Below are 24,256 nucleotides of genomic sequence, written 5' to 3'. Positions count from 1 at the left end.
CGATGCCGGGCCCCACGGCCCGTTGCCTGCGGCAGACGCCCCCCACGCCCCTCGGGCTGAGCACCCGGCCGTCACGGCCGCTCGCCCGGGCGTGGTCACTTCCACCAGACCGGCCGTCCGAGCCGGTCCACGAACGAGGGGAAGGATCCTTCGTGACAGACACCACCACCCTCGAGGCCTCGGCGGCAGCCGGGGGAGCGCGCCGCTCCGGCGCGCTGTCCGCCATGCGGCTCGCCGAGCTGCAGGGCCTCGCCTCGAGCATGGGCATCAGCGGTACCGCCAAGATGCGCAAGGGCGACCTCGTCGCCGCCATCCGGGCCCGCCAGAACGGCGAGAGCGGCCCGGCGTCCGAGGAGCGTCCGCGCCGCGAGCGCCGCGCGGAGGCCCCGGCCACCCGCCGTGACGACAGCGCCCCCGCCCGCGAGGAGGGCGCCCGCGAGGAGCGTCCCGAGCGCCGGGAGGAGCGTCGCTCCGGGGGCGAGCCGCAGGGTCGCGACGGCTCCGACCGCGACCGCCAGGGTCGAGAGCAGGGCCGCGAGCGCGGCGACCGCGACCAGCAGCAGGGCCGCGACCGCCAGGAGCGCCCCGACCGCCAGCAGCAGGGCGAGCGCCAGCAGGGCAACGCCCAGGGCGGCCAGCAGCAGGGCAACCAGCAGCGTCGCGACGACGACGAGGAGGGCCGCGGCGGGCGCCGTCGCCGCAACCGGGGCCGCAACCGCGACAAGCGTCGTCAGGGCGGCGGCCAGGAGGGCGGCCAGCAGGCCGAGAACGAGCCGCAGATCCACGAGGACGACGTCCTCGTGCCGGTCGCCGGCATCCTCGACATCCTCGACAACTACGCCTTCGTGCGGACCACCGGCTACCTGCCCGGCAGCAGCGACATCTACGTCCCCATGCAGATGGTCAAGCGCCACGGCCTGCGCAAGGGCGACGCCGTCACCGGCTCGATCAAGGCCGCCCGCGAGGGCGAGGAGCCGCAGCAGCAGACCGTCGGCTCGCGCAACAACCGGCAGAAGTACACCCCGCTCGCGCGGCTCGACACCGTCAACGCGATGAGCCCGGACGACGCCCGCCGGCGCCCCGAGTTCGGCAAGCTGACGCCGCTCTACCCGCAGGACCGCCTGCGCCTGGAGACCGAGCAGAGCATCATCACGACGCGGATCATCGACCTCGTCGCCCCCATCGGCAAGGGCCAGCGCGGGCTCATCGTCGCCCCGGCCAAGGCCGGCAAGACGATGGTCATGCAGGCCCTCGCGAACGCCATCACGACGAACAACCCCGAGTGCCACCTCATGGTCGTCCTCGTCGACGAGCGTCCGGAGGAGGTCACCGACATGCAGCGCGCCGTCAAGGGCGAGGTCATCTCCTCGACCTTCGACCGGCCCGCCGACGACCACACGACGGTGGCCGAGCTCGCGATCGAGCGCGCCAAGCGCCTCGTCGAGATGGGCCACGACGTCGTCGTGCTCCTCGACTCGATCACCAAGCTCGGGCGCGCCTACAACCTCGCGGCCCCCGCGAGCGGGCGCATCCTCTCCGGTGGTGTCGACTCGGCCGCGCTCTACCCGCCGAAGAAGTTCTTCGGCGCCGCGCGCAACATCGAGAACGGCGGCTCGCTGACCATCCTCGCCACCGCACTCGTCGAGACGGGCTCGCGGATGGACGAGGTGATCTTCGAGGAGTTCAAGGGCACCGGCAACATGGAGCTCAAGCTCGACCGTGGCCTGGCCAACCGCCGCATCTTCCCCGCGGTCGACGTCAACAACTCGGGCACCCGGCGCGAGGAGATCCTCCTCGCGCCCGAGGAGCTGAAGATCATGTGGAAGCTGCGTCGCGTGCTCGCCGCGCTCGACAGCCAGCAGGGCATCGAGCTGCTCCTCGACCGCCTCCGCAAGACGAAGAACAACTACGAGTTCCTCATGCAGGTCCAGCAGACGAGCTCGATCAAGCTCGACGACGAGGACGACGCCTGACGGCTCCGTCCCCTCGACGGACGACGCCCCCGGACCGCACCCGCGGACCGGGGGCGTCGTGCGTCAGCGCTGCGGACCGAGCGCGAGGCGGCGGCGCAGCTCGGTGCGGCCCTCGGGGGAGTCGGGCAGGTCCCACCACGACTCGACCCACCACGTGGCGCCGGCGTCGGCCCAGGCCTGCACCGGTGGACGTGTCTCGCCGAACGACCCGTGGCTGTCGCCCTCGACGACGACGTCGTAGCCGTCCATCGTCTGCCCGGCCTCGGCGCGCAGCGTGGCGATGCGCTCGACGAGCTCGTGGAGGGTGTCGTGGGTGAGCCGCGAGCCGGGGTCCTCGAGGCTGCCGCCGGCCACGGCCGGGAAGACGCCCTGCCAGCGGGCCGCCCGTTCGAGCGAGCGCTGCCGCGACCGGCCCGGCACGAGCATCCCGACACACCAGACCGGCGGGTGCGGGCTCTGCACCGGCGGGGGTGGCACGAGCTCGGTGACCGGGCGGGCGCCGTAGTACTCGCCGCTGTACTCGAAGGGCTGCCCGCCCATGAGGCCCGCGTAGACGGCGAGCCCCTCGTCGAGGCGCCGGGCCCGCACCGCGCGCCCCTCGTCGGCCTCGAAGGTCAGCCAGTTGCCGTGCAGCGCACCGAGGCCCACACCGAGGGTGACGCGCCCGCCGGAGAGCCGGTCGACCGAGGCGACGCGCGAGGCGAGGTCCCACGGCCGGTACCGCGCGGCCGGCGTGAGCAGGGTCCCGAGCCGGATGCGCTCGGTGGCCGTCGCGGCGGCGCCGAGCGTGACCCAGGCGTCCTGCCCCCACACGGCCTCCCACGAGAAGACCTGGTCCCAGCCGGCCTCCTCGGCGACGACGGCGAGCTCGACGAACTCGCGCTCGGTGGCCCAGGGGATGACCGCTCCGTACCTCATCCGCCGACCGTAGCCGCGTGCGCCGACACCCGCCCGCCGCGCTGAGCGGGTGAGGACGGCCTCCACCGTTCGGTCATCATCGGCCGGGGAATCTTTTGCCCGTCGGCGTGGCGTCCCTAGATTCCGACGCGGTCCATGATCCGTCCGGCTCGCCCGCCCACCCCCGAGAGGAGCCCCGGTGGACACCCTGCCCCGACCCCGGGTCCTCGTCGCCGACGACGACGCGGACATCCGCGACCTCGTCGAGTTCAAGCTCCAGCAGGCCGGCTACGACGTCGTCTGCGTCGGCGACGGCCTCGAGGCGTGGGACGTCTTCGTCAGCGACCCCCCGCACGCGATGGTCCTCGACGTGATGATGCCCGGCCTCTCCGGCATCGACGTGCTGCTGAAGATCCGGGAGCACCAGCAGGTGCACGTGCCCGTCCTCATGCTCAGCGCGCGGGCCCGGGACGTCGACGTCGACGCCGGGTTCGCCGTCGGTGCCGACGACTACGTCGTCAAGCCGTTCAGCCCGCGCGAGCTCGTGCACCGCGTCAACGGCATCCTCGGCAGACCGCGACGATGACGATCGGCGGCTTCGTCGCCGTCGCCGGACCGGGGCTCGCGGCGGCCTCGCTGCTCATGGCCTGCGCCATCGTCGGCCTCAAGCTGCACCGCACCCTCCGCGAGCGGGCGGGGGAGCGCCGCGTGGCGCCCCTGCGTGCGGCCGTCCTCCTCGTCGCGACGGGGGAGGACACCGACGACGGGGCCATGCTCGCGACCCTCGCCGGCGTCCGCGGCCGCGCCCGTCGCGACCTCGACGACCTCGTCGTCCGGCTGCTCGGCAAGGTCCGCGGCGAGGCGGCCGAGCAGCTCGTCGACCTCCTGCGCACCCACGGCGTCCTCGACCGGGCCGCCCGCGACGCCACGAGCTGGTCGGCCGTGCGCCGCGAGCGAGCCCTCCACCTCATCGGCCGCTGCCGCGACTGGCGGGGCACCGACGTCGCGATCGCCGCCCTCGAGGACCGGTCGCCCCGCGTGCGTGCGCAGGCCGCGCGCACCGTCGGGCGGATCGGCGACCCCCGCGCGGCCCGCCCCCTGCTCCACGCGCTGCGGCTCGAGGGGATCCACGTCGGCGACGCCGCCGAGGCGCTCGTCGGCCTCGGGCACGACGCCGGCGAGGCCCTGCTCTGGGCGCTGGCCGAGGGCTCCCCGAGGGCCCGCACCGTCGCCGCGCACCTCTGCGGGGTGGGCGGGGTCCGGGCCGCGGCCCCGCTGCTCGTCGAGCTCGTCGAGCAGGACGACGACCTCACCGTCGCCTCGGCCGCGGTGACCGCCCTCGGGAAGGTCGGCCGGCCGCAGGACGTCGGGGCGATCGCCGCGGCGACCGTGCACTTCCACCCGCAGCAGCTGCGCCGGGCCGCCACCCAGGCCCTCGGGGAGATCGGGCTGGCCCAGGCCGTCCCGGTGCTCGTCCGGCTGCTCGCCGACCCCACGTCGCAGGTCGCCGAGGCCGCCGCACGTTCCCTCCTCGGCCTCGGGGCCGTCGGGCGGGCCGCCCTCGTCGGCCACGCGCACCTGCCGGCCGCGGGCGCCGAGCTGACCCACGCCCGGCTCACGGGGGTGGCGGTGTGACCTGGCCCGAGGTCCACGACGTCGGGAACGCGGTCCTCACCGCGTTCTTCGGCGTGACGGCCCCGGTGGTCTTCGCCTACTTCCTCCTCATCAACACCTCCTACCTCGTCCTCGTCGTGCTCGCGGCGGGCGGGTTCCGCCGGCACATGCGCGAGAAGGAGACCCGCCGCGACCTCACCGCCGGCGAGATGGCCCCCGGCGTCTCCGTCATCGTCCCGGCGTACAACGAGGAGACGCTCATCGTCACCTCGGTGCGGGCCCTGCTCGCCCTCCGCTACCCGCAGCACGAGGTGGTCGTCGTCGACGACGGCAGCACCGACGGGATGCTCGCCGCGCTCGTCGAGGCCTTCGACCTCGTCCCGCTGCCGGCCCGGGCGACCGGTGAGATCCCGGTGCGCGCGCAGGTGACCGGCACGCTCGTGCCCCGCAACGGGCACACCCGGCTGCTCGTCGTGACGAAGACGAACTCCGGTCGCTCGGAAGCGATCAACACCGGCATCAACGCCGCGCGCGAGCCGATCATCGCCATCATCGACGCCGACTCCATCCTCGAGCCGGACGCGCTCATCCGGGTCACGCAGCCGTTCATCGACGACCCGAACCGCGTCGTCGGGGCCGGCGGCACGGTCCGCGCCGTCAACGGCAGCACGGTGACGGCCGGGCGCCTCGTCCGCCTCCGGATGCCGCGCTCGTGGCTCGCCCGCGCCCAGGTGATGGAGTACCTGCGCAGCTTCCTCATCGGGCGCACCGGCTGGGCCTCGATCGGCACCCTGCTGCTCATCAGCGGGGCCTTCGGCGTCTACCGGCGCGACGTCGTCATCGCCGCCGGCGGCCTCGACCCCGACAGCATCGGCGAGGACTTCGAGCTGTGCCTGCGCGTGCACCGGATGATGCGCGACGCCGGCCGCGAGTACCGGATGGTCTTCGTCCCCGAGCCGGTGTGCTGGACGGAGGTCCCGAGCACGACGGCCGTCCTGCGCCGCCAGCGCAGCCGGTGGCACCGCGGCCTCTGGGAGACGCTCTGGGCCTACCGGGGGATGCTCTTCCGCCGCCGGTACGGCCGCGTCGGCTGGCTGGGCCTGCCGTACTACTGGGCCTTCGAGCTCTTCGCGCCGGTGCTCGAGATCGTCGGGCTCGTCGTCGTCCCGCTCGGGCTGCTCTTCGGTGCCGTCAACGTGAAGTACGCGCTCCTGCTGCTCGCCGTCTCCTACGGGTACGCCGTCGTCGTGACGTTCGCGGCCATGTCGGTCGAGGAGTGGGCCTTCCACCGCTACGACCGCTGGCGCGACCTCGTCGTCGCCGTCGCCGCCACCGTCTTCGAGAACGTCGGCTACCGCCAGATGACCGTGTGGTGGCGCCTCGAGGGCTGGTGGGCCAGCCTGCGCGGCCGCCAGCAGGTGTGGGGCGTGATGACCCGCGCCGGTTTCGAGGAGGGCACGACGTGACCGGCGTGCAGCTCGCCGTCGCGGCCGCGCTCGTCCTCCTGGCGGCCGTGGCCCTCGTCGTCGTCCAGCGCCGACGGGTCGCCGCCGAGCGCGCCGTCCTCGAGCAGGAGCGCGCGGCCCTCGCGCAGGAGCAGGAGGACGCCCTCCGCCTGCACGACCTCGTCGTCGACGTCGCCCGCGCGGTGCACGACACCCGCGACCTCGCCGGTGCGCTGCGCCGGGCCTGCGGCCGGCTGGGCCGCGACATCGGCGTCGACCGGGTGGTCCTGCTGACCCTCGGCGACGACCGGCAGCTGCGGAAGTGGGAGCAGTGGCACCGCGCGGACCTCGCCGCGCTGCCGCTGCCGCCGACCCAGCTCGTCGACCTCGTCGAGCCGGTGTCGCACGACCTGCTCCACGGCGAGCGCCTCGTGCTGCCCGACCTGCTCGCGCCGGGGAGCCGGCAGGACGCCGTCGTCGGCGAGCTGCGGCGGTTCACCGGTGCGCGCGGCCTGCTCCTCGTGCCGGTCGGCATCACCGAGCGCGGGCTCGGGCTGCTCGGCTGCCTCACCGTCGGGCGCACCCGCGAGTGGTCGGGGAACGAGGTCCGCGTGGTCGAGCAGCTCTCGGCCGTCGTCGCGCAGGCCATCGTCCACCAGCGGCTGCTCGAGGTGCAGGACCTCCAGATGCGCGAGCTCCGGGCGCTCGACGAGTACAAGGACGCCTTCCTCGCGACGGTCAGCCACGAGCTGCGCACCCCGCTCACCTCGATCCGCGGCTACCTCGAGGTGCTGCAGGACGGCGACCTCGGCGAGGTGACGCCGACCCAGGCCAACGCCCTCGACGTCATCGACCGCAACGCCGAGCGCCTGCGCGGGCTCATCGAGGACCTGCTCGTCCTCCACCGGATGGAGACCGGCGGCCTCTCCTTCGAGGCCTCCCGGGTCGACCTCGGCGCGGTCCTCTCCTCGTGCGTCGAGGTGCTGCGCCCGACCGCCGAGCGCGCCGGTGTCGGCCTCGGCGCCGGCTGGAGCACCGGGCTCGTCGTGCACGGGGACGCGGGCCAGCTCGAGCGGGCCGTCCTCAACATCCTCGGCAACGCCGTGAAGTTCACCCCGGCCGGCGGCGCGGTGTCGCTGCGCGCGCGCTCGGCGGCGGACGAGGTCGTCCTCGAGGTGACCGACACCGGCATCGGCATCCCGCCGGAGGACCTCGGTCGGCTCTCGGAGCGCTTCTTCCGCGCCGGCAACGCGACGGCCGCGGCGATCCCCGGCTCGGGGCTCGGCCTGGCCATCGTCCGGGGCACCGTCGAGCGCCACGGCGGGCACCTCGCCATCACCTCGGTGCCGGGGGAGGGGACCACCGTGCGGGTGCGGCTGCCGGTCGACGCGGCGGCCGCCGTGCGGGGTCCGGCGGGGAATGCCGGGGGCCTCGGCACCGTTTAGGACACCGTGTGCATCTCTGGCACACTTGAGCGCTGGACCGGTTCACGGCAGTGACGCGTTTCCTGAGCGACCTCCCCACGAGGGTCGCAGTCGGGGCGCCAAGGGTTTGCAGCACCGTGCTGGACCCGTCGACCCGGTATCAGTCAAGGAGAGAATCGTGAAGAAGGACATCCACCCGGACTACGTGGAGACCACGGTCACCTGCACCTGTGGCAACACGTTCACCACGCGCAGCACCGCGGCCAACGGCGTCATCCACGCCGACGTCTGCAGCAACTGCCACCCGTTCTACACGGGCAAGCAGAAGATCCTCGACACCGGTGGCCGCGTGGCCCGGTTCGAGGCCCGCTACGGCAAGAAGGCCGCCAAGTAGCACCTCCGACGCGCCGGTCCGACCCCTTGCGGGCGGGCCGGCGCGTCCGTGTCTCCACCCCGTCCCGACCGCGCCCGAGGAGGTCGCCGTGATCGAGTCCGCCGAGGCGCTCGTCGACGAGCACGCCGCCCTCGAGCGCGAGATGGCCGACCCGGCCGTGGCCTCCGACCCCGACCGCAGCCGCGAGGTCGCCAAGCGCTACGCCGCGCTCGGGCCGACCGTCGCCGCCCACGCCGCGTGGGTCGCGGCGCGCGACGACCTCGGGGCCGCCCGCGAGCTGGCCCGCGAGGACGCCGCGTTCGCCGAGGAGGTGCCGGCCCTCGAGGAGGCGCTCGCCGCGGCCGAGGACCGGCTGCGCCGCCTGCTCGTGCCGCGCGACCCCGAGGACGACCGCGACGTCATCCTCGAGGTCAAGGCGGGGGAGGGCGGCGAGGAGTCGGCGCTCTTCGCCGGCGACCTGCTCCGGATGTACCTGCGCCACGCCGAGCGCCGCGGCTGGCGCACCGAGGTCCTCGACGCCACCGAGTCCGACCTCGGCGGCTACAAGGACGTCCGGGTCTCGGTGAAGTCCCGCGGGGTGCCGCAGCCGGGCGAGGCACCGTGGGCCCGGCTGAAGTTCGAGGGCGGCGTGCACCGCGTGCAGCGCGTCCCGGTCACCGAGAGCCAGGGCCGCATCCACACCTCGGCCGCCGGCGTCTGGGTGATGCCCGAGGCCGAGGAGGTCGAGGTGACCATCGACCCCAACGACCTGCGCATCGACGTGTTCCGTTCGAGCGGGCCCGGCGGCCAGAGCGTCAACACCACCGACTCCGCCGTGCGCATCACCCACCTGCCGACCGGCCTCGTCGTCTCGTGCCAGAACGAGAAGAGCCAGCTGCAGAACCGGGAGGCCGCGCTGCGCGTCCTGCGCGCCCGCCTCCACCAGCAGGCGATGGAGGAGCGGCACGCCGCCGACGCGTCCGCGCGCGCGAGCCAGGTGCGCACCGTCGACCGCTCCGAGCGGATCCGCACGTACAACTACCCGGAGAACCGGGTCAGCGACCACCGCACCGGCTACAAGGCGCACAACCTCGACGCCGTCCTCGACGGTGACCTCGACCCGGTGGTCCAGTCGGCCGTCGACGCCGACGAGGCCGCCCGGCTCGCCGCGATCGCCGACCGATGACGTCGACCGACGTCCTCCTCGCCCGGGCCCGGACCGCGCTCACGGCGGCCGGCATCGCCTCGCCGGACGCCGACGCCGTCGAGCTCCTCTCGCACGTCCTCGGTGTCGACCACGGCGAGGTGCGGATGCGGGGCATCCTGCGGACCCCCGTCGTCGAGCGGGACGTCCTGCGGTTCGACGACCTCGTGGAGGAGCGGCTCGCGCGGGTCCCGCTGCAGCACCTCACCGGCCGCTCGTTCTTCAGGAACCTCGCGCTGTCCGTCGGGCCCGGGGTGTTCGTGCCGCGACCGGAGACGGAGGTCACGGCCGGCCTCGCGATCGACGCGGCCCGAGCGGCGGGTCGCTCCCCGGTGGTCGTCGACCTCTGCACCGGGTCGGGCGCCATCGCGCTCGCGATGGCCGACGAGGTGCCCGGCGCGCGGGTCCATGCCGTCGAGCTGTCCCCCGACGCGCACGCGTGGGCCGAGCGGAACGTCGGCCGCCACGCCGGGTCGCTCGAGCACGAGGTGGACCTGCGGCTCGGCGACGCGACGAGCGCGTTCCCCGAACTCGAGGGCAGGGTCGACGTCGTCGTCAGCAACCCGCCGTACATCCCGGACGGTGCCGTCCCGCTCGACCCCGAGGTCCGCGACCACGACCCCGAGGTCGCGCTCTACGGCCGCAGCGCCGACGGGCTCGGGGTGCCGCTGGCCGTCGCCGCCCGCGCGGCCGAGCTGCTGCGCGACGGCGGCGTCCTCGTCATGGAGCACGCCGACACCCAGGGCCAGACCCTGCCGGCCGGCCTGCGGGCGACCGGGGACTGGGTCGACGTCGTCGACCACCCCGACCTCACCGGACGGCCGCGGGCGACCGTCGCCGTCCGGGCACCCCGCTGACCGCGGCGTCTGACCGCGGGGTCAGACCCGGGGCAGGACGAACCAGAGCACGGCGACGATGACGAGGACACCGACGCCGGTCCACACCAGGCCCGAGAAGCGCTGCATGGGTGCATCCTGCCCGGTGCGCCGCCCTCCTGCCTGCCGGCCGCGCCGGACGGGCACCCTAGGCTGGCCCCCATGAGCCCGGTCTTCGACTGCACCACCGAGGCGGGTCGCGCCGACGCGCTCCCGAAGGTCGCCGAGGGCATCCGGCGCGGAGCCCTCGTCGTCCTGCCCACCGACACCGTCTACGGCATCGGCGCCGACGCCTTCAGCCCGGACGCCGTGCGCGACCTCCTCGACGCCAAGGGCCGCGGCAGCGACATGCCGCCGCCGGTCCTCGTCCCCGACGCCCGCACCGTCGAGGGCCTGGCCACCGAGGTGCCCGAGTACGCCCGCGCCCTCATCCGCGAGTTCTGGCCCGGCCCGCTCACCGTCGTCCTGCGCGCCCAGCCCTCGCTCGCGTGGGACCTCGGCGACACCGGGGGGACCGTCGCGCTGCGGATGCCCGACGACGAGGTGGCCCTGGCCCTGCTGCGCGAGGTCGGCCCGATGGCGGTCAGCAGCGCCAACCGGCACGCGTACCCGTCGAGCCGCACGGTCATCGAGGCCGCCAGCCAGCTCGGGGCGAGCGTGGAGTTCTACCTCGACGGCGGCCCGAGCACCGGCGGCCTCGCCTCGACCATCGTCGACTGCACCCGGGACGAGCCCGTGCTCCTGCGCCTCGGTGCGCTGTCGGAGGAGCAGGTCATGGACGTCGTCGAGCGTGCGCGGGCCGACGCCCTAGAGTTGTCGGGCGCCGAGACCGACGCGGGTGCCGACGACGCGGCACCGACCCAGGACGAGCCGCGGGAGACCACCGACGATGAGTGACACGTTCTACGGATCCGACTTCGGCGCCCTCGAGGCCTTCGACCCCGAGGTCGCCGGCGTCCTCGTCTCCGAGCTCGACCGGCTCCGTGGCGGCCTCCAGCTCATCGCCAGCGAGAACTTCTCGAGCCCCGAGGTGCTCACCGCGCTCGGGTCGACGTTGTCGAACAAGTACGCCGAGGGCTACCCGGGGCGCCGCTACTACGGCGGGTGCTCCGAGGTCGACAAGGCCGAGGCGCTGGCCATCGAGCGGTGCAAGACGCTGTTCTCCGCCGACCACGCGAACGTCCAGCCGCACTCGGGCGCCAGCGCGAACCAGGCCGTCTACGGCGCGTTCCTCAAGCCGGGCGAGACCATCCTCGCGATGAGCCTGCCGCACGGCGGCCACCTCACCCACGGCACGAAGGTGTCGTTCTCCGGCAAGTGGTTCGACGCGGTGCACTACGGCGTCGACAAGGACACCGAGGACATCGACTACGCCGAGGTCGAGCGGCTCGCCAAGGAGCACCGGCCCAAGGTCATCCTCGCCGGCGGCTCGGCCATCCCGCGGCTCATCGACTTCGCCCGCTTCCGGGCCATCGCCGACGAGGTCGGGGCGATCTTCTGGGTCGACGCCGCGCACTTCATCGGCCTCGTGGCCGGTGGCGCGATCCCCAGCCCGGTGCCGCACGCCGACGTCGTGTCGTTCACGACCCACAAGGTGCTGCGCGGCCCGCGCTCCGGCGCGATCGTCTGCAAGGAACAGCACGCCGCCGCCATCGACAAGGCCGTCTTCCCGATGATGCAGGGCGGCCCGCAGATGCACACGATCGCCGCGAAGGCCGTGAACTTCAAGGAGTGCGCGACCCCCGAGTACGCGGCGTACACGCAGCAGGTCGTCGCCAACGCCAAGGTCCTCGCCGAGGCGCTCGGCGAGAAGGGCATCCGCCCGACGACCGGTGGCACCGACACCCACCTGAGCCTGCACGACCTCCAGGGCGTGCTCGTCACCGGCGTCGACGCCGAGGCCCGCAGCGACGCGGCCGGCATCACGCTCAACAAGAACGCCATCCCGTTCGACCCGCAGAAGCCGAACATCGCCTCCGGCATCCGGGTCGGCACCCCCTGCGTCACGACCCAGGGCATGGGCGAGGACGAGATGCGCACCGTCGGCGCGCTCATCGCGCGGGCGGTCGTCGACGGCGACGCCGACCCCGAGCACGCGGTCTCGCGCGAGGTGCGGGCACAGGTCACCGAGCTCGTCGAGGCCTTCCCGGCCTACCCGCGACCCACCGCCTGACCGCGGGGGACCACCGCCACCGTGTCCGATCCGTCGCCCGCGAGCCAGCCCGAGCCGCGCCTGCTCACCCGGCTGAACCGCCGCGGGTTCCGGCTCGTCATGCTGCTCGACGGGCTGGCCGTCCTCGGGCTCGCGGTCGGCACGATGCTCGTGCGCAACGGCCTCCCTCCGTGGCCCACGTACCCGCTCGCCGCGTACTCGGTGTCGTTCTCGGTCTCGACGCTGATCTTCCTCGTCGCGTACTACTTCGGCGGCCTCTACGAGCGCGAGCCGCGGCTCGGGGGAGCGGCGGTGCTGCCCAAGGCCGCCCGGCTCTCGCTCGCCGCCGGCAGCTTCGTCGCCCTCCTCAACCTCGCGCTCGGCGGCCTGCTGCGCCAGCGCGGGTCCTCCATCGGCCGGGCCCTGCCGTTCCCCATCACCAACCTCGTCGCGGTCATCGTCCTCGCGGGCGTCGCGGTGGCGATCAACCGGGCGATCGTGCACTGGATGCGCACCCGGCGCGAGGGACCCCCACGCGTCGTGCTCGCCGGCGTCGCCGCCGACATCGAGCTGGCCCGCGAGCACCTGCGCGCCAACGCGTCGGCCATCGAGGTCGTCGGGGAGGTCGACGACCCCCTGGCCGTCGTCGACGCTGTCGAGCGCACCCGCGCCACCGACGTCCTCCTCCTCACCGCGGCCTGGCTCGACGACTGGTACCCGCGGACCATCGGCCGGCTCGACCAGCGTGACGCCACGGTGCTGCTGCGGGTCGGCGGTCGCGAGACGCTGTTCGGCCTCGACCGGCTGCGCGAGGTGGCCGGGCTGCCGTTCGTCCTCCTCATGCCGCAGACGATGGCCGCCTCGCAGCGGCACTTCAAGCGGCTGCTCGACCTACTGCTCGTCGTCCTCACCGCTCCGGTGTGGCTCCTCCTGCTCGGCGGCACGGCGCTGCACCAGCTCGTCGTCGCCGGCCGGCCCCTGCTGTTCCGGCAGACCCGCGTCGGGGTCGGGGGAGAGACCTTCGAGATGGTCAAGTTCCGCACGATGCGCCTCGACGCCGAGGCCGAGGGCGGTGCGCAGCTGTCGACCGGCACGGCCGACCCGCGGGTCATCCCCGCGTGCCGGTGGGTCCGGGCGACCCGGGCCGACGAGCTGCCGCAGATCCTTCACATCCTCACCGGGCGGATGTCGGTCGTCGGGCCGCGGCCAGAGCGCCCCGAGCTCACGGCCGGCTTCGAGAAGGAGATCGCCGGGTACACCCGCCGCCACGAGGTGCCGCCGGGGCTCACCGGCCTCGCCCAGATCCACGGGCGATACCACACCGACGCCGAGTACAAGCTCGGCTACGACCTGCAGTACCTCGTCAACTGGTCGCCCGTGCTCGACCTCGAGATCATCGTCCGCACCGTGTGGGTGGTCCTCGCCCGACGGGTCTGACCTGCACTTTTGCTGCCCCGCAGCGCTTGTGATAACTTTCACAAGCCGTCACGGAGTGCTTCCGCCACGACCACCGAAGAGGCCGATCGCAGATGACCGACCGCACCGAGAACCCCGCCGTCACCGCCGGCGCGCCGTTCGCGGTCATGCTCCGCGGGGCCCTCGTCCCGGCCAGCGTCGCCGGTGCGCTCGCGGTCCTCGTCCTCGGTGTCGTCCGGGGCCTGGACTCCGTCCCCGGCAGCCTGCTCGGCCTCGCCGTCTCCGTCGCGTTCTACGCCTCGGGGATGTTCCTGCTCAGCCGGCTCGTCCGCAGCGCCAGCCCGCACGCGTTCCTCGCCGTCGCGATGGCCGTCTACCTCGCTCAGGTGCTCGCGCTGCTCGTCTTCTTCATCGTCTTCCGCAGCGCCTCGTGGGTCGACGGGACGGCCCTCGCGGTCACCGCCCTCGTCGTCACCCTGGCCTGGCAGGCCTTCGCCTACCGCGCCATGCGCACCGCGCGCCTGCCCGTCTACGACGAGCCCTCCGACACCCCGGAGCAGGGCCGATGAGCCCGTCCAGGACCGAGGGTCCCGCCGTCGCGACCACCTCCGGGGGTCGGGTAGCGTACGTCCAGTCCACCCGGGAGCCCGTCGTCGGCGCCCGAGACATCCCCGAGGAGAAGGTGTGAGCCCGACCGTGGTCTCCGCTAGCTGGCTGCCCGCCGCCGTCGCCACCGCCGAAGGCGGGGAGGGCGGCTTCAACACCCCGGGTGTCGCGAACTTCTGGTGGCCGGTCATCCCGTTCGACGGCACCGGCCCGTGGGCGGTCACCCGTCCGGCGCTCGTGCTGCTCCTCTCGGTCGGCCTGCTCGCCTGGTTCTACGTCGGCGCCACCCGCAAGCTCACCGTCGTCCCGAGCAAGAACCAGTTCCTCGTCGAGGGCAGCTACAACTTCGTCCGGAACACCATCGGCCGCGACATCATCGGGTCCAAGGACTTCCTCCAGTTCGTCCCGCTGCTGCTCACCCTCTTCACGCTCATCCTCGTGAACAACGTGTTCGGGATCTTCCCGTTCATCCAGTTCCCCACGATGAGCCGGGTCGGCATCCCGATCGTCCTGACGCTCATCGTCTACATCACCTACCACGCGGTCGCGATCCGCCGGAAGCACGGCGTCCTCCCGTACTTCAAGAGCCTCATCCCGCCCGGCCTCCCGGGCTGGCTCAAGCCGATCCTCTTCGTGCTCGAGTTCCTCACCTACTTCGTGATCCGCCCGCTGACGCTCGCACTGCGACTCTTCGGCAACATGCTCGCCGGCCACCTCATGCTGCTCGTCTTCATCGTCGGCGGCGAGTACCTGCTCCTCGAGGGGGACAACCTCTTCCTCAAGTTCTCCGGGGTGCTGTCCTTCGGCTTCTCGATCGCGATGACCTTCTTCGAGCTCCTCATCGAGTTCCTCCAGGCGTTCATCTTCACCCTCCTCGCGGCGCTCTACATCAGCGACGCCGTGAGCGAGCACCACTGACCCCCGGCTCCGTCCGGTAGCACGACCCGCACGACCCCCGCACCACCCCGACGCCGGGACAGGCCCGGCGCCACCGAAAGGAACACACGACATGTACGGCTCCATCGCCTACCTCGGCTACGGTCTCGCCGCGATCGGCCCCGGCATCGGTGTCGGCCTGATCTTCGCCGCCTACATCAACGGTGTGGCCCGCCAGCCCGAGGCCCGCGGCATGCTCCAGACCATCGCCTTCACCGGCATGGCGATCACGGAGGCGCTGGCCATCCTCGGTCTCGTCTTCGCGTTCGTCTTCCAGGGCACCAACCCCAACTGACGCACCGGTCCACCGACCATCTGCTCGACCCTGTTCCGACGAGATAAGGACGCGATGTGATCACCGCATCCGTAGTGGCTGCCGAGGGAACCGGCTACCCCTCGGGCTTCCCGCTGCTGCCCCACCCCGGCGAGATGATCATCGGGATCATCGCCTTCGCCATCCTGTACTGGCTGTACAAGTCGAAGGTGGTGCCGCGCCTCGAGGAGCTCTACGCCGAGCGCGCCGCCGCGATCGAGGGCGGCATGCAGCAGGCGGAGCAGGCCCAGGAAGAGGCCAAGGCCGCGCTGGAGCAGTACACCGCCCAGCTCGCCGAGGCCCGGGCCGAGGCCAACGCCATCCGTGAGTCCGCCCGCGAGCAGGGCGCCTCGATCGTCGCCGAGATGCGCGCCCAGGCCCAGGCCGAGGCGAGCCGCATCACGGAGGCGGCCAAGCGCCAGGTCGAGGCCGAGCGCCAGCAGGCGGTCGTCCAGCTGCGCCAGGAGGTCGGCTCGCTGTCGACCACCCTCGCGAGCAAGATCGTCGGGGAGTCTCTCGAGGACGAGGTGCGCCAGAAGGGCATCGTCGACCGGTTCCTCGCCGAGCTCGAGTCCGGCGACGTCCGGCCCGAGAAGGTCGCCCCGGCCGGGCAGGACGCCTGATGCGTGGCTCGTCCCGCGGTGCGGCCCGCACCTCCCAGGAGGCGCTCGACACGGCCCTCCGGGGCGGCGCGGACGCCTCGACGCTCGCCGAGGAGCTCTTCGCGGTGACCGGCGTCGTCGAGGGCACCGCCTCGCTGCGCCGGGCCCTCGCGGACCCCTCGCGCGAGTCGGCCGACAAGGCCGGCCTGGCCCGCTCGCTGTTCGGCGGCAAGGTCGGCGAGGCCACCACCGGCCTCGTCGAGACCGTCGCCGGCCAGCGCTGGGCGGCCGAGCGCGACCTCGGGGACACCCTCGAGAGCCTCGCCGTCCAGTCGCTCCTCGCGGGCGCCGAGTCGGGCGGTCGCATCGACCGGGTCGAGGACGAGCTGTTCCGCTTCGAGCGCATCGTCGCCGCCGACCCCGGTCTGCGCGACACGCTCTCGAGCCGCAACACCGACGCCGCCGGCAAGGCCGGGCTCGTGCACACGCTGCTCGACGGCAAGGCCGCGGCCGAGACGGTCCGACTCGTCGAGCAGGCCGTGCGGGTCCCGCGCGGGCGCCGGCTCGACCGGGTCATGGAGTCCTACCTCCACCTCGCCGCGCAGCGTCGCGACGAGCTCACCGCGCTCGTCACGGCGGCGGGCGACCTCACCGAGCAGCAGCAGGCCCGCCTGCGCAGCGCGCTCGAGACGCACTACGGCAAGCCCGTGGCCCTCCAGGTCGTCCGCGACCCGGCCGTCATGGGTGGCATCCGGGTCCAGGTCGGCGACGAGGTCGTCGACGGCACCGTGCTGCGCCGCCTCGACGAGGCGCGCCGGCACGTCACCGGGGGCTGAAGCCGCCTCGCGGCACACAACCGGCTCGCAACACACAACAGCACAGGCACCACCCACCAGAACTTCGGCCCCACCGGGGGCCGGTGACCGAGGAGAAGATCACCCATGACGGAGCTCTCGATCCGCCCGGACGAGATCCGGGACGCGCTGGACAGCTACGTGCGCTCCTACGAGCCGGGCACCGCCTCGCGCGAGGAGGTCGGCCGCGTCACCGACGCCGGTGACGGCATCGCGCACGTCGAGGGCCTGCCCTCGGCGATGACCAACGAGCTGCTCCAGTTCGAGGACGGCACGCTGGGCCTCGCGCTCAACCTCGACGTCCACGAGATCGGCGTCGTCATCCTCGGTGACTTCAGCAACATCGAGGAGGGCCAGGAGGTCAAGCGCACCGGCGAGGTCCTCTCGGTCCCCGTCGGCGACGCCTTCCTCGGTCGCGTCGTCGACCCGCTGGGTACCCCGATCGACGGCCTCGGCGACATCGCCTCCGACGAGCGCCGCGCCCTCGAGCTGCAGGCCCCCACGGTCGTCCAGCGCAAGTCGGTGCACCAGCCGCTGCAGACCGGCCTGAAGTCGGTCGACGCGATGACCCCGATCGGCCGCGGCCAGCGCCAGCTGATCATCGGCGACCGCCAGACCGGCAAGACCACGGTCGCGGTCGACACGATCATCAACCAGAAGGAGTTCTGGGAGACCGGCGACCCGGAGAAGCAGGTCCGCTGCATCTACGTCGCCATCGGCCAGAAGGGCTCGACCATCGCGTCGGTCCGCGGCACCCTCGAGGAGGCCGGCGCGATGGAGTACACGACCATCGTCGCGGCCCCCGCCTCCGACTCCGCGGGCTTCAAGTACCTCGCCCCCTACACCGGCTCGGCCATCGGCCAGCACTGGATGTACCAGGGCAAGCACGTCCTCATCGTCTTCGACGACCTGTCCAAGCAGGCCGAGGCCTACCGCGCCGTCTCCCTCCTCCTGCGCCGCCCGCCGGGCCGCGAGGCCTACCCGGGCGACGTCTTCTACCTGCACAGCCGGCTGCTCGAGCGCTGCGCCAAGCTCTCCGACGACCTCGGCGCGGGCTCGATGACCGGCCTGCCGATCATCGAGACCAAGGCCGGTGACGTCTCGGCGTACATCCCGACCAACGTCATCTCCATCACCGACGGCCAGATCTACCTCCAGGCCGACCTGTTCAACGCCAACGTCCGCCCGGCGATCGACGTGGGTGTCTCGGTGTCGCGTGTCGGTGGTGCCGCGCAGATCAAGGCGATGAAGTCGGTCTCCGGCCGCCTCAAGCTCGACCTCGCGCAGTACCGCGCCCTCGAGGCCTTCGCGATGTTCGCCTCCGACCTCGACCCGGCCTCGCGGGCCCAGCTCGCCAAGGGCGCCCGCCTCGTCGAGCTGCTCAAGCAGCCGCAGGCCGCGCCGGTGCCGGTCGAGGAGCAGGTCGTCTCCATCTGGATGGGGACCACCGGCAAGCTCGACAGCGTCGCCGTCGAGGACGTCCGCCGCTTCGAGGCCGAGTTCCTCGACCACCTGCGCCGCACCAAGGCCGACCTCCTCTCGGCGATCCGGGAGACCGGCAAGTTCGAGGAGAGCACCGAGCAGGCGCTCGAGGCCGAGGTCGAGTCCTTCAAGGCCAAGCTCTTCGACGCGTCCGGGTCGGAGTCGGTCCCGGTCAACGACCAGGGCGAGGACGGCAGCGAGGCGATGGACTCCGACCAGGAGCAGATCGTCCGGCAGAAGCGCTGAGCGCACGGTCCACCGAGACACCACGAAAGGCGGGATGACATGGGAGCGCAGATCCGGGAGTACCGGCAGCGCATCCGGGCCGTCAGCTCGACGAAGAAGATCACCCGGGCCATGGAGCTCATGGCCGCGGCCCGCGTCGTCAAGGCGCAGGAGGCGGTCCGCGAGTCCTCCCCGTACGCCCGGGCGCTGACCCGCGCGGTCTCGGCGGTCGCGACGTTCTCCAACGAGGACCACCCGCTGACCTCCGAGAAGGAGGACGTGCGGCGGGCGGCGGTCGTCATCATGACGTCCGACCGCGGTCTCGCCGGCGCGTACAGCTCCTCGGTCATCAAGGAGAGCGAGCGGCTCGTCGCCCGGCTGCGCGAGGAGGGCAAGGAGGTCGTCCCGTACCTCCTCGGCCGCAAGGCGATCGGGTTCTACCGGTTCCGCCACCGCGACTTCGCGGCCGAGTGGAGCGGGTTCTCCGAGAAGCCGACCTTCGACGTCGCCCGTGAGGTGGGGGAGCGGCTCGTCGCCGACTTCACCACCGCCACGGACGAGGGCGGGGTCGACGAGGTGCACGTCGTCTTCACGCGCTTCGTCTCGATGGTCACCCAGGAGCCCGAGGTCATCCGGCTGCTGCCGCTCGAGGTCGTCGAGGGCGAGGAGAAGCCCGCGCCCGAGGACCTCCTGCCGCTCTACGACTTCGAGCCCGGTGCCGCGCAGGTCCTCGACGCGCTGCTCCCGAAGTACGTCAACGCCCGGCTCTTCAACTGCATGCTCCAGGCCGCGGCCTCCGAGCTCGCCGCCCGCCAGCGCGCGATGAAGTCGGCGACCGACAACGCCGAGGAGCTCATCAAGAAGTACACCCGGCTGGCCAACCAGGCCCGCCAGGCCGAGATCACCCAAGAGATCAGCGAAATCGTCGGTGGCGCCAGCGCGCTGGCCGAGAGCAAGTGAGAGAGAGACCCATGACTGCCACTGTCACCGAGAAGAGCGAGGCCGCCGCCGGCGGTGTCGGCCGGATCTCCCGCATCATCGGCCCGGTCGTCGACGTCGAGTTCCCCGTCGACGGCATGCCCGAGCAGTACAACCTGCTGACCACCGAGGTCGAGGTCGGCGGCGAGAAGAAGGCGCTGAACCTCGAGGTCGCCCAGCACATCGGCGACAACATGGTCCGCGCGATCTCGCTGCAGCCCACCGACGGCCTCGTCCGCGGCACCGCCGTCCAAGACACCGGCGGCCCGATCACCGTCCCGGTCGGCGACGTCACGCTCGGCAAGGTGTTCAACACCACCGGCGTGTGCCTCAACCTCGAGGAGGGCGAGACCCTCGACGTCCAGGAGCGCTGGGGCATCCACCGCTCCGCGCCGGCCTTCGACCAGCTCGAGTCCAAGACGACGATGTTCGAGACCGGCATCAAGGTCATCGACCTGCTCACCCCGTACGTCCAGGGCGGCAAGATCGGCCTGTTCGGCGGTGCGGGCGTCGGCAAGACCGTCCTCATCCAGGAGATGATCGCCCGCGTCGCCCGCGACCACGGTGGTGTCTCGGTGTTCGCCGGCGTCGGCGAGCGCACCCGTGAGGGCAACGACCTCATGGTCGAGATGGAGGAGGCCGGCGTCCTCGGCCAGACCTCGCTCGTCTTCGGCCAGATGGACGAGCCGCCGGGCACCCGCCTGCGCGTCGCCCTCTCGGCGCTGACCATGGCCGAGTACTTCCGTGACGTCCAGAAGCAGGACGTGCTCCTCTTCATCGACAACATCTTCCGGTTCACCCAGGCCGGCTCGGAGGTCTCGACCCTCCTCGGCCGCATGCCGTCGGCCGTCGGCTACCAGCCGACCCTCGCCGACGAGATGGGCGTGCTCCAGGAGCGGATCACCTCGACCCGTGGTCACTCGATCACCTCGATGCAGGCGATCTACGTCCCCGCCGACGACTACACCGACCCGGCGCCGGCCACGACCTTCGCGCACCTCGACGCGACGACCGAGCTCTCGCGCGAGATCGCGTCGCTGGGCATCTACCCGGCCGTGGACCCGCTGACCTCGACCTCGCGCATCCTCGACCGCCGGTACATCTCGACCGAGCACTACGACACGGCGGTCCGGGTCAAGCAGATCCTCCAGCGCAACAAGGAGCTGCAGGACATCATCGCGATCCTCGGCATCGACGAGCTGTCCGAGGAGGACAAGATCCTCGTCAACCGCGCGCGTCGCATCCAGCGCTTCCTGTCGCAGAACACCTACGTCGCGAAGCAGTTCACCGGCATCGAGGGCTCCACCGTCCCGCTGTCCGACACCATCGAGGCCTTCACGAAGATCTGCGACGGCGAGTACGACCACGTCGGTGAGCAGGCCTTCTTCATGTGCGGTGGCCTCGACGACGTCGAGCGCCAGTGGGCCGAGATCCAGAAGAACCTCTGATGGCGCTCCAGGTCGAGCTCGTCGCCGCGGACCGCAAGGTCTGGGAGGGCGAGGCCAGCCAGGTCAGCGCCCGCTCGATCGAGGGCGACCTCGGCGTGCTGCCCGGCCACCAGCCGATGCTCTGCGTCCTCGCCGAGGGCGAGGTCCGCATCAACGCCGGGGGCTGGAAGTCGGCGACGGTCGACGGCGGCTTCCTCTCGGTCGACCACGACCGGGTGACCATCGTCGCCGAGTCGGTGGACGCCTCCGGCATGGGTTCCTGACGGCGGGGCGGGCGGGCACCGGATGGACGCACTCGTCGTTTCGGAGCTCGCGCTCGCCCTGCTCGTCCTCGTCGTCGTCGGCGCGCTCACCTTCGTGTGGGCGCGGGCGCCCCCGGGGGGGGGGCCGGGGGGGGGGGGCGCCCCCCGGGGGGGGGGGGCCCCCCGACGCTTCATCTCCGGCGACGGCCGACCGGTGATGCTCTGCGCGCTGCGCGACCAGCCGGGTGCGCGCTGGCGGCTCGGGCTGGCCCGGTTGGGCGCCGAGCGGTTCGAGTGGTTCAGCATCGTCGGGCCGTCGCTGCGCCCCGAGGTCTCGTGGCTGCGCGGCGAGGTGCAGCTGGGGTCACCCCAGCCGACGTCCGACGTCATCCCCGGTCTCGCGGAACCGATCTCGGTCTCCGGCAGCGCCGCGGGGCGTACCTGCGAGTTCGCCTTCGTGCCCGCTGCCTACACCGCCGTGCGGGCCTGGCTGGAGTCCAGCCCGCCCGGCTACAACGTCAACGTCGCCTGAACGGTCCGCTGGGAGTTTCGACAAATACTCCGATATCGGTGCAATTTACGAAACACTGTGTGAGTGGACCTGTCAGTACGTGAAGCATCAGCCCGACTCGGCGTTGGGGAGTGGCGCGTGCGCGCCTTGGTCCGTGACGGAAGGCTTCGCGCTCAGCGGGTGGGCCGCTCGTGGCTGATCGCGGAAGAGGACGTGGCTCGCCTCTCATCTCAGGACTCCGTGCGAGGTCGGCCGCTCGCAGCCGCTCGGGCGTGGGGTCTGCTGGACCTCCTGTCCGGGGGCGAGGCGCCGTGGTTGTCGCCTTCTGCCCGCTCCCAGGTGCGCTCGCTGGGCCGCGCACTCGGCCCGTCGTCCCCAGACCGACTGAGAGCGGCGCTCCTTCGACGCCAGGACAACCGGCTGTGTTGGGCGCACCCCGCAGCTCTCGAGCGCCTTCGTCAGGCGTCCCTGGTGGCCGGCGAAGCCGCCGCTGTCGAGCGTGGTGTCGACTTGGTGCACGGCGCGGCCCTGCCAGAGTTCTACGTTCCGGCCGAGGACTGGCCTGACCTCTCCTCACGACTTCAGATTCGCAGCGGTGTCAGGGAGCCGAACCTCGTGGTCCGCCTCCCACGCGTCGTGTGGCCGTTCGCCGACGGTCAGGTGGGGCTGGCGGCACTGGCCGCGAACCTGCTGGAGTCGGGCGACCCGCGGGCGGTCGAGGCGGGCATGAGTGCTCTGAGGTCCCTGGCGCGCGACCTAGGATGGCGATGACGGGTTCCGAGGCGCAGGTTCGACTTCCTCCGCTCGCGGGCCCATCTCGGACGCTGTGGCACGACCTCATCGAGCTCGGCCGGTCCGTCGACGTGCCGTGGTGTGTCGTCGGCGGGCAGAAGGTCTGGCTTCATCTCGTCGAACGCGGAGCTCCGCCAGTGCGGGTCACGCAAGACGGTGACCTCGTAGCCGACGTACGTCACCACCGGGGAGCCTTGCGGATCTTCGCTGCGCACCTTGAGAGCAGGGGCTACGCAGTCGATGCGAGCGCCGACGGGCTGGCGCACCGATTCGCCGTCCCTCGGCCGGAAGGGGGCCCGGTCGTGATCGACCTGCTGGCCCCGGACGGCCTCGGCGTGCGAGCGGATCTGACCACCTCGCCACCTGGCCGGACCATCGAGATCCCCGCCGGATCGCTCCTGCTGGCCGAGCGAGAACCGGTTCACGTCGTGCACGAGGAACGATCCGGGACCATCTGGCGGCCATCCCTCTACGCGGCCATCGTGGGCAAGGCAGCGGCCTGCGCCCTCGCCAAGCCCGAACGGCACCTCGCTGATGTCGCCGCACTCCTGGCCGAGGTCGACGACCCGTTCGCCCTTCGTGCCCGCTGCACCGCCAAGGACCGCCAGCGGCTCCGTGGTGCGGCCACCCTCGACGACCACGGCCACCGTGCATGGGTTGCGCTCGGCGGGGAGCGCCGTGAGCGGGGCCATGCAGCATGGGCCATCTTGCGGGGCTGATGCGGGAGGGTGTCGCCTAGCGCTCGGGAGCCGCCTCGCGGCCGCCGCCGGGCTGCCAGAGGACGTCGCCGCCGGCGTCGACGTTGGCCGTGCGGGCCAGGACGAAGAGCAGGTCCGAGAGCCGGTTGAGGTACTGCGCGGTCGTCGGGTTGACCCCGCCGTGGCCGCGCTCGGACCCCGCCTCGGTGCCGTACTCCTCGATGGCCGCCCAGGTCGAGCGCTCGGCCCGCCGCACCACGGTGAGCGCCTGGTGGAGCAGCGCGGCGCCGGCGGTGCCGCCGGGGAGGATGAACGAGCGCAGCTTCTCGAGCGGCGCGAGCCAGCGGTCGCAGTCCGCCTCGAGCTCGGCGACCCACTCGTCCTTGACCCGCAGTGGCGGGTACTCGTAGGTCTCCTGCAGCGGGGTGCACAGGTCGGCCCCGACGTCGAAGAGGTCGTTCTGCACCCGGAGCAGCACCGCGCGCACCTCCTCGGGGAGCCCCCCCGAGGCGAGCGCGACCCCGAGGACCGCGTTGGCCTCGTTGACGTCGGCGTAGGCCGCGAGCCGCCGGTCGGTCTTGCGGGTGCGGCTGAGGTCGCCGAGCGCCGTCGAGCCGTCGTCACCGGTCCGCGTGTAGATGCGGGTGAGGTTCACCATGGCGCCAGCCTGTCAGACGTCCGTCCCGGCCGGCGCGCTGGCCGGAAGCGGCCACTGTCCGGAATTTGCCGAACCTTTACCGTGGCCTGCGTATCAGGAGGGGCCCCTCGTGCGTCCATAGGGTCACACGCTGCCGTGGAGAGGGGAACGACGTGACCGACCGGGGGGCACCCATCGTCACGCTGACCGAGCACGACCACGAGTCCGGGGTGCTCCTCACCCTGGCTGGCCGGCTCGACGCCCGCTCCGTCGCCGACCTGCGGCTGACCCTCCACCGGGTCGTCGCCGACGGCACCACCCCGCTGCTCCTCGACCTCGAGGGCGTCGAGATCGGTGACGCCAGCGGCCTCGGGCTCGTCGTCGAGCTGCGCCGTCGGGCCCACCGCCACGGCCGGGCCGTGCACGTCGTCGCCGCCGACGCCCGCACCCGGCGCCTCCTGATCCGCGCCCGCATGCACGGGCTCCTCACCGCAGCCGCACCCCGCCGCGAGCCGGGCGACGAGGGGGTCCTCGCCGGCGTCTCCTGACCGGTGCGCCC

The 24,256-nt window shown here is 72.6% G+C and carries 27 protein-coding genes and 1 pseudogene; 25 read left to right on the top strand and 3 right to left on the bottom strand.

Annotation, left to right across the window (positions count from 1 at the left end; all coding sequences use genetic code 11):
- The first annotated feature begins 224 nt into the window (after positions 1–224).
- A complete protein-coding gene (gene rho / locus JQN70_RS09685) occupies positions 225–1,973 on the top strand; it encodes a transcription termination factor Rho (protein ID WP_239111387.1) in 1,749 nt (582 codons plus the stop codon).
- 63 nt (positions 1,974–2,036) lie between these two features.
- Here rho and JQN70_RS09680 read toward each other — a convergent pair whose 3' ends face one another.
- Positions 2,037–2,891 carry an LLM class flavin-dependent oxidoreductase gene (locus JQN70_RS09680; protein ID WP_204131125.1) on the bottom strand — a complete coding sequence of 285 codons (855 nt, stop codon included), beginning with the start codon at positions 2,889–2,891 and terminating at the stop codon, positions 2,037–2,039.
- Between the two features lie 178 nt (positions 2,892–3,069).
- On the opposite strand from JQN70_RS09680, the gene JQN70_RS09675 reads away from it, so the two are divergent.
- The 7 genes from JQN70_RS09675 (at position 3,070) to prmC (ending at position 9,787) form a co-directional block, all read left to right on the top strand.
- Positions 3,070–3,456 (top strand): response regulator transcription factor, encoded by a 387-nt coding sequence (locus JQN70_RS09675; protein WP_307835902.1) that lies wholly within the window; start codon positions 3,070–3,072, stop codon positions 3,454–3,456.
- The gene (locus JQN70_RS09670) at positions 3,453–4,505 is read left to right on the top strand and encodes a HEAT repeat domain-containing protein (RefSeq protein ID WP_204131124.1); all 1,053 of its coding nucleotides are present in this window, start codon (positions 3,453–3,455) and stop codon (positions 4,503–4,505) included. Before JQN70_RS09675 ends, JQN70_RS09670 begins: the two co-directional genes overlap by 4 nt.
- Complete coding sequence (locus tag JQN70_RS09665; protein WP_204131123.1) at positions 4,502–5,950, top strand: glycosyltransferase family 2 protein; 1,449 nt, start codon at positions 4,502–4,504, stop codon at positions 5,948–5,950. The genes JQN70_RS09670 and JQN70_RS09665 overlap by 4 nt, the downstream gene beginning before the upstream one ends.
- A complete protein-coding gene (locus tag JQN70_RS09660) occupies positions 5,947–7,374 on the top strand; it encodes a sensor histidine kinase (RefSeq protein WP_204131122.1) in 1,428 nt (475 codons plus the stop codon). The genes JQN70_RS09665 and JQN70_RS09660 overlap by 4 nt, the downstream gene beginning before the upstream one ends.
- 157 nt (positions 7,375–7,531) lie before the next feature.
- The gene (gene rpmE / locus JQN70_RS09655; RefSeq protein WP_204131121.1) at positions 7,532–7,747 is read left to right on the top strand and encodes a 50S ribosomal protein L31; all 216 of its coding nucleotides are present in this window, start codon (positions 7,532–7,534) and stop codon (positions 7,745–7,747) included.
- Positions 7,748–7,835: 88 nt separating this feature from the next.
- Positions 7,836–8,912 (top strand): peptide chain release factor 1, encoded by a 1,077-nt coding sequence (gene prfA / locus JQN70_RS09650; RefSeq protein WP_204131120.1) that lies wholly within the window; start codon positions 7,836–7,838, stop codon positions 8,910–8,912.
- Entirely contained in the window at positions 8,909–9,787 is an 879-nt protein-coding gene (gene prmC, locus JQN70_RS09645; protein ID WP_204131119.1) for a peptide chain release factor N(5)-glutamine methyltransferase, read from the top strand. The genes prfA and prmC overlap by 4 nt, the downstream gene beginning before the upstream one ends.
- Positions 9,788–9,808: 21 nt before the next feature.
- Here prmC and JQN70_RS09640 read toward each other — a convergent pair whose 3' ends face one another.
- A complete protein-coding gene (locus tag JQN70_RS09640) occupies positions 9,809–9,952 on the bottom strand; it encodes a hypothetical protein (RefSeq protein WP_204131118.1) in 144 nt (47 codons plus the stop codon).
- Positions 9,953–9,967: 15 nt separating this feature from the next.
- On the opposite strand from JQN70_RS09640, the gene JQN70_RS09635 reads away from it, so the two are divergent.
- The 16 genes and pseudogenes from JQN70_RS09635 to JQN70_RS09565 all read left to right on the top strand — a co-directional run bounded on the left by JQN70_RS09635 (position 9,968) and on the right by JQN70_RS09565 (position 23,081).
- Positions 9,968–10,702, top strand: a complete 735-nt coding sequence (locus tag JQN70_RS09635; RefSeq protein WP_204131117.1) for an L-threonylcarbamoyladenylate synthase — start codon at positions 9,968–9,970, stop codon at positions 10,700–10,702.
- Entirely contained in the window at positions 10,695–11,978 is a 1,284-nt protein-coding gene (gene glyA / locus JQN70_RS09630; protein WP_204131116.1) for a serine hydroxymethyltransferase, read from the top strand. Before JQN70_RS09635 ends, glyA begins: the two co-directional genes overlap by 8 nt.
- Positions 11,979–11,999: 21 nt before the next feature.
- The gene (locus tag JQN70_RS20880; RefSeq protein WP_204131115.1) at positions 12,000–13,394 is read left to right on the top strand and encodes a sugar transferase; all 1,395 of its coding nucleotides are present in this window, start codon (positions 12,000–12,002) and stop codon (positions 13,392–13,394) included.
- Positions 13,395–13,486: 92 nt separating this feature from the next.
- A complete protein-coding gene (locus tag JQN70_RS09620; RefSeq protein WP_204131114.1) occupies positions 13,487–13,942 on the top strand; it encodes a Cg1360 family ATP-synthase-associated protein in 456 nt (151 codons plus the stop codon).
- A 115-nt stretch (positions 13,943–14,057) separates the two neighbouring features.
- Positions 14,058–14,897: a F0F1 ATP synthase subunit A gene (atpB, locus tag JQN70_RS09615; RefSeq protein ID WP_204131113.1), complete on the top strand. Its 840-nt coding sequence runs from the start codon at positions 14,058–14,060 to the stop codon at positions 14,895–14,897.
- A 91-nt stretch (positions 14,898–14,988) separates the two neighbouring features.
- Positions 14,989–15,210 carry an ATP synthase F0 subunit C gene (gene atpE / locus JQN70_RS09610; RefSeq protein WP_030527793.1) on the top strand — a complete coding sequence of 74 codons (222 nt, stop codon included), beginning with the start codon at positions 14,989–14,991 and terminating at the stop codon, positions 15,208–15,210.
- A 56-nt stretch (positions 15,211–15,266) separates the two neighbouring features.
- Positions 15,267–15,851, top strand: a complete 585-nt coding sequence (locus tag JQN70_RS09605) for a F0F1 ATP synthase subunit B (protein WP_204131112.1) — start codon at positions 15,267–15,269, stop codon at positions 15,849–15,851.
- Positions 15,851–16,666, top strand: coding sequence for a F0F1 ATP synthase subunit delta (locus JQN70_RS09600; RefSeq protein WP_204131111.1), 816 nt, complete (start codon positions 15,851–15,853; stop codon positions 16,664–16,666). Before JQN70_RS09605 ends, JQN70_RS09600 begins: the two co-directional genes overlap by 1 nt.
- Positions 16,667–16,771: 105 nt before the next feature.
- Positions 16,772–18,412, top strand: a complete 1,641-nt coding sequence (atpA, locus tag JQN70_RS09595) for a F0F1 ATP synthase subunit alpha (RefSeq protein ID WP_204131110.1) — start codon at positions 16,772–16,774, stop codon at positions 18,410–18,412.
- 39 nt (positions 18,413–18,451) lie between these two features.
- Entirely contained in the window at positions 18,452–19,351 is a 900-nt protein-coding gene (locus tag JQN70_RS09590; RefSeq protein WP_204131109.1) for a F0F1 ATP synthase subunit gamma, read from the top strand.
- 11 nt (positions 19,352–19,362) lie between these two features.
- Positions 19,363–20,817, top strand: a complete 1,455-nt coding sequence (atpD, locus tag JQN70_RS09585; RefSeq protein WP_204131108.1) for a F0F1 ATP synthase subunit beta — start codon at positions 19,363–19,365, stop codon at positions 20,815–20,817.
- A complete protein-coding gene (locus JQN70_RS09580) occupies positions 20,814–21,080 on the top strand; it encodes a F0F1 ATP synthase subunit epsilon (RefSeq protein ID WP_204131211.1) in 267 nt (88 codons plus the stop codon). Before atpD ends, JQN70_RS09580 begins: the two co-directional genes overlap by 4 nt.
- Positions 21,081–21,102: 22 nt before the next feature.
- A complete protein-coding gene (locus tag JQN70_RS09575; RefSeq protein ID WP_204131107.1) occupies positions 21,103–21,591 on the top strand; it encodes a DUF2550 family protein in 489 nt (162 codons plus the stop codon).
- Positions 21,592–21,654: 63 nt separating this feature from the next.
- Positions 21,655–21,780: pseudogene (locus JQN70_RS21150) on the top strand (excisionase family DNA-binding protein); the annotation flags it as partial.
- A 261-nt stretch (positions 21,781–22,041) separates the two neighbouring features.
- Complete coding sequence (locus JQN70_RS19975; RefSeq protein WP_239111352.1) at positions 22,042–22,341, top strand: hypothetical protein; 300 nt, start codon at positions 22,042–22,044, stop codon at positions 22,339–22,341.
- 323 nt (positions 22,342–22,664) lie between these two features.
- Positions 22,665–23,081, top strand: a complete 417-nt coding sequence (locus tag JQN70_RS09565; protein WP_204131105.1) for a hypothetical protein — start codon at positions 22,665–22,667, stop codon at positions 23,079–23,081.
- 16 nt (positions 23,082–23,097) lie between these two features.
- Here the strand turns inward: JQN70_RS09565 and JQN70_RS09560 are convergent, their stop codons facing one another.
- Positions 23,098–23,718 carry a cob(I)yrinic acid a,c-diamide adenosyltransferase gene (locus JQN70_RS09560; protein WP_204131104.1) on the bottom strand — a complete coding sequence of 207 codons (621 nt, stop codon included), beginning with the start codon at positions 23,716–23,718 and terminating at the stop codon, positions 23,098–23,100.
- A 152-nt stretch (positions 23,719–23,870) separates the two neighbouring features.
- On the opposite strand from JQN70_RS09560, the gene JQN70_RS09555 reads away from it, so the two are divergent.
- Positions 23,871–24,245, top strand: coding sequence for an STAS domain-containing protein (locus JQN70_RS09555; protein ID WP_204131103.1), 375 nt, complete (start codon positions 23,871–23,873; stop codon positions 24,243–24,245).
- Positions 24,246–24,256: the final 11 nt, after the last annotated feature.

It is taken from the genome of Phycicoccus sonneratiae (assembly GCF_016887965.1).
Lineage (GTDB): Bacteria > Actinomycetota > Actinomycetes > Actinomycetales > Dermatophilaceae > Phycicoccus > Phycicoccus sonneratiae.
Note: the sequence above shows the minus strand (reverse complement) of the source record. Positions and strands in the feature narration are given on the sequence as shown.